The sequence below is a fragment of the Microcoleus pseudofavosus SVA1_A4 genome, assembly GCF_036700565.1.
Taxonomy (GTDB): domain Bacteria; phylum Cyanobacteriota; class Cyanobacteriia; order Cyanobacteriales; family Microcoleaceae; genus Microcoleus.
Genome location: NZ_JAUBPE010000009.1, coordinates 70961 through 84896, shown reverse-complemented (window position 1 = coordinate 84896; position 13936 = coordinate 70961). Strand labels below are relative to the sequence as shown.

The window sequence follows — 13936 nt, the reverse complement described above, 5'->3', positions numbered from 1 at the left end:
CCATCGGGAACACCAACTCCATCGGGAACACCAACTCCATCGGTAACACCATCGGTAACACCATCGGGAACACCAACTCCATCGGGAACACCAACTCCATCGGGAACACCAACTCCATCGGGAACTCCGACTCCATCGGGAACACCCACGCCATCGGGAACACCCACGCCATCGGGAACACCCGCGCCATCGGGAACACCGACTCCATCGGGAACACCGACACCATCGGGAACACCGACACCATCGGTAACACCCACGCCATCGGGAACACCAACTCCATCGGGAACCCCCACTCCATCGGGAACCCCCACTCCATCGGGAACGCCATCGGTAACGCCAACACCCACCAACTTCTTCGACTATGCCTCCTCTCCCAACAGCGTTACCCAAAACTTCAGCAACCTCACTCAACCCATCACTATCATTGGCAGTCCCTTTAACGACAACTTCACAGGTACGGGCAACCCAGACAATCTCAGCGGTGGCGGTGGTGATGACATCCTTGATGGTGGCGCTGGCAATGACATCCTAAATGGCGGAGTTGGCAACAACACCCTCACCGGAGGAGTTGGCAATGACACCTTCATCTTTAGTCCCGGAACTGGTACTTTCGGTGGACAAAACCAGATTTTAGACTTCACCCCTGGAGAAGATAAATTACAACTTGATGCTGCCTTCGGTTTCACCTCACCCGAACAAGTTCTCGCCGCATTACAATCTACCCCCTCCGGTTTAGTCTTAAATTTAGGGAATGGTCAAACCATCTCTATCAAAGCTAATTCTCTTTCACCAAGCGACATCATCCTCTTCGCTAATCCCACAGCAACACCGACTCCATCGGTAACGCCAACACCAACAACCAACAACATTCCCAACGATGACTGTATCTGCGATGACATTGCCTATCCCAACTTAAACCAACCTAACTCTGTTGAAAACACCATACTCGGTGTGTCGGCAATTCAAATAGGCGCTGCCCAAAACGATGAATTTCTCGGCAGCAACAGCGGCAATATATTAGATGCCAAATCTGGGAATGATAACTTATACGGCGGTGAGAGTCGCGACATATTCAACGGCAACAAAGGCAATGACTTTATCAGCGGTGGCAAAGGTGACGACATCCTCTATGGAGATGAAGGAAACGACATCATTCTTGGCGACTTTGGCAGCGATTTAATCTTTGGAGGCAAAGGCAATGACTCCCTAAATGGCCGCGAAGGTGATGACATCATTCTTGGTGATAAAGATAATGACTTCATCGATGGTGGCAAGGATAATGACACCTTATTTGGAGGCAAAGGTGACGACATCATGCTTGGTAGTCAAGGTGATGACTACCTGTTTGGACAGTTAGGTTCGGATACCATCTGCGGTGGCGAAGGTAATGACTTAATCGGCGGTAACGAACAAGCAGATATTCTGGCAGGGTGTGAAGGAAATGATACTCTTTATGGAGGCGAAGATAACGATACTCTCACTGGTTGTCAAGGTGACGATATTCTTTACGGAGATTTGGGCAATGATAGTTTGATTGGCGGTAGCGGCAACGATATTTTTGTCTTAAAAGCCGATCGAGGATTTGACACGATCGCTGATTTTACCCTCGGTCAAGATTCGATCGCACTAACCGGAGGTTTGAGTTTTAATCAGTTAGCGATAACTCAAAATAATCAGGGAACTCTCATCAAAAATGCCTTGACAGGAGAGGAGTTAGGTGTTATTGCTGGGGTGAGTGCTTCTTTGATAACATCTGCTAATTTCATGCTGGTTTAGGGAAGGAATGAAAGCACGATCGCCCTTAAGTACAAAAGGGCGATCGCACTCTATAGCTACTCAAACAGGTTTATTCAGGGATTTTCCCTAACCTTTCCCTCAATCCATCAGCCGATAACTGCGACAGTTGTTCTACCAACAATGTCAATTCTGCCACAGGCAATGCTAGTAAATTGGTAATGGCTGTAGGCAGAATATCACCCAATTCATTTTGGCGCATTCTCAAGACATTCTCTGCCAATAATCTTACAGCTTGTTCCCGCCCTTCTTCATCAACTGTTAGCATCGATATTGCCAGCAACAACACCGTAAATTCCGCAGCAGGAAACTTGGATATTGGAGATAAAAACACTGTCATTCTCTGGCTTAATTCTCCAAATCTAACTCGCAGAAAATTTTCTAAGATTAAGCGCTGCTGTTCTTGTCTGCCTCGTTCGAGTCCTTGTTCTAGTCCTCGTTCTAGTCCTCGTTCTAGTCCTCGTTCTAGTCCTCGTTCTAGTCCTTCTTCTCTCGCTTGTTTCTGTGCTGCTTGTATTTGTTGTTGAAAAAGTGGTGCGTGAGGCGTAGCCATCGCGTAGCGAATCGCCATAATTAACTCCCGCTCTTCTGGCTCAGGTTCCTGTTGGGTTTCGACTACTAAATGTGACTGTAGACGATACAATAATTCTAGCGCAATAATCCGCAACGGATCGTCCGTTGCTAAAGCACTCAATTGCCCGATCGCCCTTTGCTGTACTTTCCCTTTCCCCAAAATCCTCAACCACAGGGTTTCTGGGATTTCTGGCAACTGGTGAATCGCCACAATTGCTGCTCGCCAGTGCTCCGGGAAAAAATAGATTCCCTCGATCCAATTCTCAGGGTTTGGTATCCCACCAAAACCCTCCACCAGCGCTTTCGATGCTGTGGGTGTCAAAATCCACATTCGGGGCAACCGATCCTCATCATAGCGAGTATTTTCTCTTCTCGCCTGCCGCTCCAATTCACCTCGCAAATCCCATAACTTACTCATGCAGCTCAAGACTTCGCTGACAGTTATCGGATTGCGAAACGGTTCAAAAATTGCAGTTGTGTCAGCCATTTTTCCCAACAATCCCAGGCTTGAGGAGTATTCGGGAATTGCGGTACCTGGAGTGAAATAAACATCGATTTCTCGGACTTCCGAAGTCACATCGCGACCGATCTTAACTGTTCCGAGCGGTGAAAGCAGTTCTTCTAGGTATTCTTTAGCAAAGCGATCGTGAATGAATCGCGTCATAGGAATTAGGATGATTTTTTATCAGTTAATCCTAGCATAATGTGCGCGACATAAGAAAAGGACGATCGCCCGATCGATCGAAAAGGGCGATCGCCACAAATACTCCGGGCTAATATTCCCTTACACTGTCTTAGCCCACTCGATCCAAGTTTCCATCGGGCGGAAACCGACTGATTTGTAAAGCTTTGTCGCCCCCGTCAAACTGTCAGCATCGACACTGAGTTTAGCTGTATTTGCACCCGCCGCTTTTAAGGAGTGCAAACCCGCCAGCAGCATCGCTTTTCCTAAACCCATTTTCCGAAAGTCGCGCCGCGTACCCAACAATTCAATCCAACCGTCTTTTGTGCCGCTGCGGGCGTTTTTTTGGGGTTTGATTTGACAGTCGCAGAAAGCTGCAAATTTGCGATCGCCCGAAACAGCAATCAAGTCTAATTCCGGCTGATAATTCGGATCTTGCATCCAGTAGCGCACGGTTTCCGCAGTTAAATCGTGGTGATTCCAGTGATCGATAAATGACTGGTTGAACATCTCTACCCAGGGTTGGATGTCTTGTTCTCCCGATACGTGGGTTAGTGCAAAATCTGCGGGAAATTCGGGTGTTGGTATTGGTTCAGCGAGGGATCGGGCCATTGTCCAAAAATAGCGATCGACCTCAAAGCCCTGTTTCTCTAACAGCCGCATCTCATCTGTTTTATCCTCCCGGCTGTAGGTACGCAATTTCGCGGGCAAATTCCGTTCTTTTGCGACTTCGCGCAGCCGCTTTTCGCCCCACTTAATTATCTCTTTTTCTAAACCTTTGCTACGCAGATTTGGATGCACGTAAAACCACAGACAAGCGTCTATTTCATCCTGAGAATCGGGCATATCTAGGAGTGACAAACCGATGAGTTTGTAATTACCATCTTCCCACAACTGCACGTCGCGGGCTTTGTCGAGTTTGGGTGCATCAAGTATTAGCTTGAGTTCAGTTGCTGATACTTCTTCGCCGAGGCGATCGACTGCTTCGCAAGCATCGATTAAATTGGCGATCGCGCACCAGTCAGTTTGACCCTTGTAGGAGCGTGTTGTTAAGATATTCATAGAAAACTTGCAATCCGTAATTTCGGACTGTTCCTCTTAATTGGTATTGGCAAACAAGTACAGTGAATTTCTGGCAAAAATCCGATTTTTTGATTGTTAACCGCTTCGGAATGCGGATAAACGCGGATGTAATGCAGATTTATTGTGGTGTCGATAAAACTCAGAAACCTGTTTATATCACCCAGGCTTTCAGGTTTTATCTAATTAGGCAATCATAAAAATTGGTTTGCCCTTCCGGGCTAGTTTTATATGTGAGTTTATGGCTGGATGTCGATGAGTCGCGCTCTTTTTCGTTACCAAGCTTGGTGCTTAAGTAACTATTGTTTGAATAAAGTTTCTACAGCTAAGTAAAGAAGTTGTCACCCCCACCGGGTAGTTGATTTTTACTTTTGCTCTCTTTTACACTAAATCCTTTTTCAGGGATTTTTGCCTCCTCCTGTTAACTCGCCCGATCGGGGGAGGGGAGAAGTTGAACTTATTTAAAAGTTACCTATTTCAACTATAACCTGAGCCGTTTTTTTTGGCAAGTTTGAAATTGAGGGAATCTTGCTAGTATTAACGAGGCTGCCATTTGAGGGCAGGTGCGATCGTGCTTTCAACCAGCCGTAACTGTAATTTTTATAACGTTTTTCCCGGAGTTGGGGATTTAATTTTATCCAAACGTTAAACTAACATTAAACTGTTTTTTCAGATTTATATGAGGTAAATATGCTCGACAACCTCGATTTAGATATTTCCCTGGACAAAGAAACCTACGATGCCAAGATCGAAATTTTAATGCAGCAGTTGCGATCGCTCCAACAAACTTGCTGGGAAAAAAAACTGCCCGCAATCATCGTACTCGAAGGCTGGGCAGCCGCCGGCAAAGGCGCCCTCGTCAAAAAAATGGTGGGGTACATGGACCCGCGGGGGTTTGCGGTACACCCGATTTGGCCGCAGTCAGATGCAGAAATGGGCTATCCTTTCCTGTGGCGGTTTTGGCAGAAAATCCCCGCCCGCGGCAAAATTGGTTTTTTCTACCACAGTTGGTACACTCATATTCTAGAAGACCGGTTGTTCGATCGACTCTCCGACGCCCAAGTACCCACAGCCATCAGGCAAATCAATGCTTTCGAGCGGCAGATGGTAGATGACGGCGCGGCAATTGCCAAATTTTGGATTCACCTCAGCAAAAAAGAACTCAAACACCGCCTCAAAAAACTAGAAGACGACAGCTTACAAGCTTGGCGAGTGCGGCCCGAAGATTGGAAACAAGCCAAAAAATACCAAGAATACACAACTTTAGCCGAAGAAATGGTAGCCCAAACTGGCACGGGCCCCGCACCTTGGACGCTAGTAGAAGGCGATTGTCAGCGGTGGGCGAGAGTCAAAGTTTTAACGCAAATGGCAGCGACAATTACAGAAGCCTTAGACAGACTGCCGATGCAATCTGCACCCGTGAAAGTGCCACCTCAAGAAAGGTTGCAACCTACCGAACCCGACTTGCTGGCCCAAGTAGATTTAACTCAATCGCTGTCGCCCGACGAATACAAACAGCAACTTCGCGAGGAACAAACCCGTTTTGGCAAACTGCAACAAAGCATTTACGAAGAAGAAATCCCCGTGTTAGTGATGTTTGAAGGTTGGGACGCCGCCGGTAAAGGAGGAGCGATCAAACGCTTGACGGACGTATTAGACCCCCGCAGTTACACCGTTAATGCCTTTGGGGCCCCGACAGAGGAAGAAAAAGCCCACCCATACCTCTGGCGGTTCTGGCAGCGGCTGCCAACGGCTGGTAAAATCAGCATTTGCGATCGCAGTTGGTATGGTAGAGTGCTGGTCGAGCGAGTCGAAGGATTTGCCGCCGAACCCGAATGGCGCCGAGCTTATCAGGAAATCAACGAATTTGAGGAGCAACTCACCAGTTTCGGTTGCGTCTTAGTTAAATTCTGGCTGCACATCAGTCCTGACGAGCAACTAAAGCGGTTTACAGAGCGGCAAAACAATCCATTTAAACAATACAAACTCACCGAGGAAGATTGGCGAAATCGGGAAAAGTGGAATTATTATGAAGTGGCGGTGAATCAAATGATTCAGCGCACCAGCACGCCGCGTGCTCCCTGGACGCTAATTGCGGCCGATAACAAGTATTATGCTCGTGTTAAAGTAATTCAAACGGTAACGCAGGCAATTCGGAATCAACTGAAGCGCCGATAAATTGGGATTGGTGAATGGGTAACAGGTAATGGGGACAAAAGTAGGCAGAACAAAGCAGGCTTGAATTGTCAATTCCACCTGCGGTGTACTCGATCCATTACCAATTACCAATCAACCATTACCAGTTATCAATTACCAATTAACTGTCAGCAATCTGTGACTGGAAGTAGCGGGTTTCACCCTGCAACCAATGGTTGATAGCTGGCCGGAATCGAGCATCAGGATAAATGCGATCGGACTGCGTTATTGGCGAAAGTTAAAAACCCACCGATGCCCGTATTTCCTCCCGCAGCTAAATTCGCGCTCGTTTCCAAACTTCTGTACTAATTTATGAAGACACAGAATATTGCAAGATGCCAGAACTGTTAGCTCGCATTCTATTTCTATTCCTCCTGTTCTCACTGCTCAAATCGTGGTGGGATCAATCAGGAGGCAAAGACAATCCGTTATTAGACCGGCTGCGCGTTTTGCTGCTGATCAGCCTTTTGTTCCTGGCTTTTTTTGCGCCAGACACACCAGTCGGAGCAGCGATTTTCGGCATAATAGCCTTCTTCTTTACGCCGTTAGGTTTTTCGATCACGCTGCTGGTGATTGCATCGGCGCTGATCACGAACGGGGGCATCCGCAACCCGGCGCCGAGAATGATCCTGGCAGCGCTGTTAGTTTTGATCCTTTCGAGTATGCCAGTTGTAGCTTACTGGTTCGCCGACCAAGCAGAACGGGACGCTGCGGCGGCCTCCCGCACAGTTTGCTGCGACGAAACAGCCGCGGCGATCGTCCTGCTGGGCAAGGGAACTACTAGGCCTCATATAGCTAACCGAGTCGCCATTCAACTGACAGATACAGGCAATCGCCTGCCCTATGCTGCCGTTTTGTACAGCAAAAAAGTGGCACCTATGGTCATCGTTACCGCTGGCCCGAGGCCCGAGTTGGAGGGTTATGTTGGCGAAGCTAAGGATATCGAGACTTTGCTTGCGAACAACATGGGCGTGCCCCGCAGCAGTATTGTTCTCGACGATAACGGCAGCAACATACGCACCAGTGCTGAAGAAGTCAGAAAGATACTCGACGGCCGCGGTGTCGGGCGCAAAGTAATTCTGGTAACATCTGCGATTCAGATGCGCCGTGCCAGCCTAGCATTTGCGAATATGGGAATTCAGGTGATTCCTAGAGCTACCGACTTCTACACTTATCAACCCACATCAGGAGGGAAATCCAGACTCCGCTTAGACGCGGGAGATTTTTTGCCTCGTGCAGAAGCTTTGGTAACTACGACGCGAGTATTCGAGGAATATTTCGGGTCTTTTTATTACTATTTGCGCGGCTGGCAGTCTCCCAGGGCCTAAAGCGGCGAGTTGTTGGTGTTTTTCTTAGGCAACAGCGACTGCTCCCCAGATTGGTTTAACATCTGATGAGAATCAGACCTTTGTGGGGAGTTGTATTTTCTCATTCCGGCGGGGTCGCCGACAATCAAGTTTGCCATGAAAGCAAACAATACCCAAAAGATAACTGGCTCCCACTCGGATTTTTTGGGGGCCGGCGCCTCTTTAGCTTTGACGGACTCGACGTTGATTTTGATGTCTAGTTTGCCTTCAATTTCTTTGCCTTTTAGAACTCCGTCGCTGCACACACCCTTAAAAGTCAGCGGAGCTGGTTTTGGTGCTTCTGCTTTTGGTGCTTCTGCTTTTGGTGCTTCTGGCATTTTTTTATCCTGATTTTGGTAGATTCGGTTGGATGGTAAATTCTCAGAGGTTCGGGGGGTATCCGGAAAGGATTGCGAATTTCTCCCTTGAGAGTTAAGTTAGAGAAGCACCCTGCCCTGACAACGGGGCAGGGAAATCACCATCGGTCGCCCTTTTGAGCTAGTGCTGGTTGTTGATCGGGAAACAACTTTGCCTGGAAGCTGCTACTTATTTATCTGGGCAAATAGCAGGTTTTTATGCAAAGTAATTTTCTTGGTCAGATTTATTTTAAAATCGGGCATGGAAAAGTTTGTGATCTCGATCGGGCGATCCTCTTCGAGGGCTTCGCTAACGCACTTTATTTTAGATTAAACCAATAAGTTATCTAATTTGACAATATCCACCAGCAAACTATCTTCCCTGCAACCAGAACAACTGGCCGCATGGGCAACAGAGGCAATTAATCGCAGTAAATCCGGTCAAATTCCCGCGTACATACCTCTCCTTGCACAAGCAGACAGACAAAGGTTTGCCGTGCAAATTCGGGCAATTGAGGGTCAAATTTTGAGCTGGGGCAGCACTGCTCAAACATTCCCGCTGATGAGTGCAGTCAAGCCCTTTGTGCTGCTTTATTTGTTGTGCGAATTGGGCGAAAAAATGGTATTTGACTGCGTTGGCTGGGAGCCTTCGGAACTGCCTTTCAATTCCTTAACTCAACTCGAAATAGACCAAGGAAAGCCGAGAAACCCGATGATTAATAGCGGCGCGATCGCCCTAGCGTCTTTGATTCCCGGTCAAAATGCTGCGGCGCGCTGTGAAAATTTGCGAACTTGGCTGAATCAACAGGCAAACAGTCAGTTATTTGTTGACGAGTTAATGCTCGATTCAGTGAAGGAAAACCCGAATCAAAATAATTGGAATCTTGCCTTAAAAATCGTAGAATCGGGTTATATTCAAAATGCGGAAATTGCTTTAGAAACTTACAATCGCGTCTGCTGTTTGTCGGGAACTGTGGAGGATTTAGCTAAGCTGGGGATGGTTTTGGTAAATAGTGGCGATCGAGCAATGGGGGAAAACTGCCGCACTGTCAAAGCACTGATGGCAACTTGCGGTTTGTATGAAGCATCGGGCCGCTTTGCGCTGCGGGTGGGACTGCCGGCTAAGTCGGGAGTTAGCGGGGCAATGCTCTCGGTAATTCCGGGTCAAGGTGCGATCGGCTTTTACAGTCCGCCCTTGGACAAAGAGGGAAATTCTGTCGGCGGCTTGTTTCTATTGGAACAAATAGCTAAAACTCTGCGGCTGAGCGTATTTGATTAGATTGGTCAGTAGTCAGTAGTCATTAGTCATTAGGAATGGGGAATTGGGAATTGGCAATGTCTAATGGAAATTGGGAATGTCTAATGGGGAATTGGAAAAAAGGTAATTTTCTCTACTGACAACTGACAACTGACAACTGACAACTGACAACTGACAACTGACAACTGACAACTGACAACTGACTAATGCTTTTCGCCCAAAATAGCATAAACAACAGTCTGTTCTTTTTTGCCGCGCAATTGAATCGATCCTACTTTTTGACCTTCGTAGCGATCGCGCACATAAGCAAAAGTTCTCCCCGTCACCAACAAATTAAAAGGACTGTCAGAAACAATTTCCTTATTCATCGCCTCCAATCTAGCAGCAACGTTGACAGCATCGCCGATCACAGAATAATTCAAACGCCGGGAACCGCCGACGCTGCCAGCAACTAACTGTCCGGTATGCAAACCGATGCCAAACTTAATTAAAGGTTTGCGTTCGCTTCTAAGCTGCTGGTTAAGTTGGTGCAGCCGTTCGTGCATCGCAATGCAAGCCGCAACTGCATTCAAAGCATCTTGTTGAATTTCTGCATATTCGCTATGGCAAAAAGGCACCCCAAAAACTGCCATAATTGCATCACCGATGTATTTATCTACAACGCCACCGTGATCCATAATACAGTTGGTCATCGCTTCCAAATAATTGTTCAACCAGGTGAGCAAATCCCGCGGCCGCATTTTTTCCGAAATAGAAGTAAAACTGCGAATATCCATAAAAAGCACAGTTGCTGTAAGTTCTTGAGGTTCGAGTTCTCCCTGTTCAAATATCTCAGCTTTGCGTTTCCAAATAAGCTGAGCTGTTTCGGGAGCGACGTGCTTTTCAAATAACCTCATCAACTGCTGCTTTTCGTGCTGTTCCCGCAGTTGCAAAGCAGTGCCGGATAAAATGAGGGTGCCGATGGGTCCGGCAATGGGAATCCACCAAAAATAGAAGCCAAATAACAAAGCAGCAGCCACAATCCAAACAACAGGCAAACCGAGAGCGATCGCAATTCTTTCTTTAACACCTCGCTTGGACAGAACCCAAGAAGTAAGCGGGCCAATCCCCAACAATAACAAAATTTCTAGCAGTGCCGGCAGCCGCAGCAGCAAGCGGTGATTCAGAATATTGTCAACCAACGCTGCATATAAATAAACCCCAGCCGTAGTCTTGTTGAGAGGTGAAGAGATCGGGTCGAAACCGCTAGCAACTATCCCCACTAAAACTAACTTATCGGTCAGATCATCTGCGGGAATTCTACCTTCTACGACATCAACAAAAGCATAGGTAGGTAGATTTTCTGTTTTCCCCGGCCAGTTAACCCAGACTTTTTTCTCCTGCTTATTTTTGGACTGTGGGAGCCATACTGGATCTTGGGGATTAGCAGCATTGTACCTGTGAGTCATTGCTAAACCGAAATTAGGAATCCCGTTGAGAAAGATTTTTGACTTGCGGCTAATACCGTCACTATCGGCTTCCTGGCTGATGTGCCCGACACCTGCGGCGGCTGCTTTTAAAGATGCTACTGGTTCTTCTTTAATGGTTCTAGGGAGTACAACTTTGCCGTTGGCGGCGATCGCAGCGGCTAAAATATCATCTTTCGGACTTGGATCGAGGAAAAGAATGTCAAAACCAACTGCTGTGGGGGGAGATTTTTTCAGCGCTTCTAGCAGTTGGGCGTAGCGGTTGCGAGGCCAAGGAAATTTACCGTATTCCTGCAAGCTTTGCGGTTCGATCGCAATTACCGCAATTCTAGAATCCCATCCGGGATTTGGTAATATACCCGATTCGCGAATTTCAAATAGCGTTTGGTATCCCAAATATTCTAGCGGCTTCCACATTCCCAATTGCAGCATGGCTACAGAAATAATACCTACTACAGCCCCTGTCATCCAGGGAGGATTTGTGGTTATATATTGGCGGATGCTGAGAAGTTGATTTTGTTTGAGATGCTCAATCCATTCTTTGAACTTCATGTAATTAATTTGACGCAATAATTGACATTCGAGTCCGACCTTAGAGAAAAGTGCGAGTCATTCGATTTTAGATTTTAGATTTTAGATTTTAGATTTTGGATTTTGGATTGATCCCACGGATAAATTCGGGGGCTTGAGGATTTTAGATTTTAGATTTTGGATTGATTCCACGGATAAATCACGTGGCGGGTACCATCAAAAAATTTTTGGTCATGAAGTTTTACAATACCGTAAGGGCGCAAAGTTTCTTTATTTTGACGAATCTCTTGGGCATCTAAATTGTTTTTTGGGCGAGCAGGACCTCCCACAAGAATTGCATCAAACTTGACTGTAAGATTTAGATGCGCCTGAGCTTACGGAGTTTCACCGCGAAATGCTTCGCCCTACAGGAAATAATCAACTCAAATAAGACTTGCGATCTAACTCACGTCCTCAGAGACTGCCCGCGTACATTACTCGTAGATAGGTTGTTTAGCGAACTGCGAGTTCGTAATGCAGTTCTCTGACGGACGCGCCTCGCACTACGATTTTGAGGCGGCGGCTTGGAGGTAAAATCCCTTGGATTTTGAAGTTGCCATTTCGATCGATCTTAATCGCTTCGTTGTTGACATAAACTGTGTCGATCGGGTTAATTTGACCGCTGAGGCGATAGATATCGCCGCTGAGTCTCAACAAACTGCGGACTTTGAGTTGAGCTAGGCGAGGGCTTGCTGAGGGCGCCACGGGCGGGGTTTGAGAGAAAATTGTCGTGGCGTTGCCGCCGTTGACAACTAGTTCCGAGTCGGTGCTGCCGGATACTGCGACTGCACCTTCAATAGTTTCGACTGCGGTTTTGCCGTTGCCGACGCTGACGCCGAAGGATGTGCCGCGGACTCCGGCAACGCCTTCTGGGGTTTCAACCCTGACTGGGGCGGTTCTGGGAGAACTTTTTTGTTGGGCAATTTGACTGGATTTGCCGAGCCCGCTGAAGGTATTTAGGGCGGCTATTTGGTGCGGCGGGATAATTGTTGAGGTGTTGGCTGCGGGAGTTGTCGCAGCATTTCTGCCGATCGACAATCTGACTCGCCCCCTGCTGACAAAAATGGCTGTGTCTTTTTCGCCGCCTGCGCCTGAGAGACTGGATATTCTGACTGCGGTTTTTTCGGCAACTTCGACGATGCCGGTGTTGTTGTCGATCGCTAAACGGGCTGTGGAATCGGGGCCGGTGATGATTTCGTCTCCGGGGGCGACCAGCCGATCGCCCACGACGGCCGGCCGCCCTTTAAACGTCACAGTACCGCGAATTTCTTGGATTGCGATCGATCGCCCGGCGGCTGTTCCCTGAGCCTTTATTGTCTCTGCTGGGGATGAATTCGCCGCCACTGTTGCCGGATTTTTTGGAGACTGTGACTCTGTTGCGAATGCTGGCGATCGATCGACCGAGACAATTTTAGTAGTGTTCGACGGCTGTTTGGGGGATGGAGAGAGCGGACTGGCGATCGTCCCACGACCGAGCGGCAGACAGGCGAACACAGCTAACGATAAACTTAGGAGCGGAATTTGGGTCGATCGCCAGCACGTAAAAATTTTATTCATTATTTCAATTTTGTGATCTTGAAGTTCCTTGACTTCATTTGCTCTCTTGGGCACCCTAAATCCGGCAAGCGTTCCACTTTTTATGCCGTAAGACAACAGCAAAAATAGACTTTCTCAACCTGAAATTTTAGCATTAAATCTTTTTTTTATTTTCAGATTTTAGTAAACTGTTACAAGATGGCAGTTTACTAAAATCTGACCTTCGGGAAATTTGGCCAGCCCGAGTCAAAGTCCTTTGCAGTATGGATTTTAGCAGAGGTCAACTTTAGAGATCGCAGATTTATATATAGCAAACATAAAATTAATTACTGCTTCTGAATGCTTTTTGGCTTCTGCCGGAAGGATGACTAATTTGGGATAAATTCTGTAGTTGTGACAATTAATAAAAAGATTATTTTTGCGAAGCGATAAAAAATAATTATCTTCGCGGTGCGCGAGAGTCTGGGAGTTGAGCTTGCCGCTGTGGAACCTGATGAGGCAAACCCAAGCGAATCAAGGTACACGATCGACCAACTCCGACTAGAATAACGTTTTTTAGGAAAAGTTGGTGGAAATTTCGAGGGAAAATCATAGGGAGCGATCGCCTGCTGGCGTTGCTGTTCCGAAGTAGACGGCAAACTGTAAAATAAACAGTTGTATATAGGTTATATAGAGCAGGAGAACAATTTCCGTGGCAATAGAAGTAGGTCAGAGAGTTAAGGTGCGCCGTCTCAGAGATCGGATACCTCCAAATATAGTGGGCAAGATAAAGGAGAATCCAGTAGGTACTGTTGACGGATTCAGAATGGTTGACGGTAGCGGAGTAGGCGTGGTTGTCAAGTTTGACGGTTTTGCGACTTGGTTCTTTGAAGATGAGCTAGAACCCGTTTAGCAGAAGGCAGTTGTCAGTGGGCAGTGGGCAGTCGGTAGTGGTTCTTTCTGATTCCTGATGTGTGAGTTGTTAGCTGCTACCAATAACAACTGACAACTGACAACTGACAACTGACAACTGACAACTGACAACTGACAACTGACAACTGACAACTGACAACTGCCCCCACTCCCCCACTCTGGCTGAA

The 13936-nt window shown here is 47.2% G+C and carries 10 protein-coding genes; 5 read left to right on the top strand and 5 right to left on the bottom strand.

The features are described from left to right. Positions 1-1776, top strand: a 1776-nt coding sequence (locus QUA02_RS06165) for a calcium-binding protein (RefSeq protein ID WP_333026066.1), incomplete at its 5' end; no start/stop codon positions are given. 70 nt (positions 1777-1846) lie between these two features. Here the strand turns inward: QUA02_RS06165 and QUA02_RS06160 are convergent. Continuing rightward, positions 1847-3031 carry a flagellar assembly protein H gene (locus QUA02_RS06160; RefSeq protein WP_333026065.1) on the bottom strand — a complete coding sequence of 395 codons (1185 nt, stop codon included), beginning with the start codon at positions 3029-3031 and terminating at the stop codon, positions 1847-1849. Between the two features lie 120 nt (positions 3032-3151). Then, positions 3152-4111, bottom strand: a complete 960-nt coding sequence (locus tag QUA02_RS06155) for a GNAT family N-acetyltransferase (RefSeq protein WP_333026064.1) — start codon at positions 4109-4111, stop codon at positions 3152-3154. 708 nt (positions 4112-4819) lie between these two features. Between QUA02_RS06155 and pap the strand changes: the two genes are divergently transcribed. Then, positions 4820-6307 (top strand): polyphosphate:AMP phosphotransferase, encoded by a 1488-nt coding sequence (pap, locus tag QUA02_RS06150; RefSeq protein ID WP_333026063.1) that lies wholly within the window; start codon positions 4820-4822, stop codon positions 6305-6307. Between the two features lie 353 nt (positions 6308-6660). Next, complete coding sequence (locus QUA02_RS06145; protein ID WP_333026061.1) at positions 6661-7653, top strand: YdcF family protein; 993 nt, start codon at positions 6661-6663, stop codon at positions 7651-7653. Here QUA02_RS06145 and QUA02_RS06140 read toward each other — a convergent pair. Further along, a complete protein-coding gene (locus QUA02_RS06140; protein ID WP_333026060.1) occupies positions 7650-8009 on the bottom strand; it encodes a hypothetical protein in 360 nt (119 codons plus the stop codon). The genes QUA02_RS06145 and QUA02_RS06140 overlap by 4 nt on opposite strands. Before the next feature lie 370 nt (positions 8010-8379). Here QUA02_RS06140 and glsA point away from each other — a divergent pair, with 370 nt between their 5' ends. Next, positions 8380-9306, top strand: coding sequence for a glutaminase A (gene glsA, locus QUA02_RS06135; protein WP_333026059.1), 927 nt, complete (start codon positions 8380-8382; stop codon positions 9304-9306). Between the two features lie 182 nt (positions 9307-9488). On the opposite strand, the gene QUA02_RS06130 is transcribed toward glsA, so the two are convergent. Both QUA02_RS06130 and QUA02_RS06125 read right to left on the bottom strand, forming a co-directional pair. Continuing rightward, positions 9489-11303, bottom strand: coding sequence for a CHASE2 domain-containing protein (locus tag QUA02_RS06130; protein WP_333026058.1), 1815 nt, complete (start codon positions 11301-11303; stop codon positions 9489-9491). Between the two features lie 471 nt (positions 11304-11774). After that, positions 11775-12878 (bottom strand): FecR family protein, encoded by a 1104-nt coding sequence (locus QUA02_RS06125; protein WP_333026057.1) that lies wholly within the window; start codon positions 12876-12878, stop codon positions 11775-11777. A gap of 670 nt (positions 12879-13548) precedes the next feature. Between QUA02_RS06125 and petP the strand changes: the two genes are divergently transcribed. Then, the gene (petP, locus tag QUA02_RS06120; RefSeq protein WP_333026056.1) at positions 13549-13749 is read left to right on the top strand and encodes a cytochrome b6f subunit PetP; all 201 of its coding nucleotides are present in this window, start codon (positions 13549-13551) and stop codon (positions 13747-13749) included. Positions 13750-13936 lie beyond the last annotated feature (187 nt).

Excerpts from the sequence above, each read along its gene's own strand:
- QUA02_RS06145 (WP_333026061.1), top strand. The coding sequence starts at position 6,661 with ATGCCAGAACTGTTAGCTCGCATTCTATTTCTATTCCTCCTGTTCTCA.
- QUA02_RS06125 (WP_333026057.1), bottom strand. The coding sequence starts at position 12,878 with ATGAATAAAATTTTTACGTGCTGGCGATCGACCCAAATTCCGCTCCTA.
- QUA02_RS06140 (WP_333026060.1), bottom strand. The coding sequence starts at position 8,009 with ATGCCAGAAGCACCAAAAGCAGAAGCACCAAAAGCAGAAGCACCAAAA.
- QUA02_RS06130 (WP_333026058.1), bottom strand. The coding sequence starts at position 11,303 with ATGAAGTTCAAAGAATGGATTGAGCATCTCAAACAAAATCAACTTCTC.
- QUA02_RS06160 (WP_333026065.1), bottom strand. The coding sequence starts at position 3,031 with ATGACGCGATTCATTCACGATCGCTTTGCTAAAGAATACCTAGAAGAA.
- pap (WP_333026063.1), top strand. The coding sequence starts at position 4,820 with ATGCTCGACAACCTCGATTTAGATATTTCCCTGGACAAAGAAACCTAC.
- QUA02_RS06155 (WP_333026064.1), bottom strand. The coding sequence starts at position 4,111 with ATGAATATCTTAACAACACGCTCCTACAAGGGTCAAACTGACTGGTGC.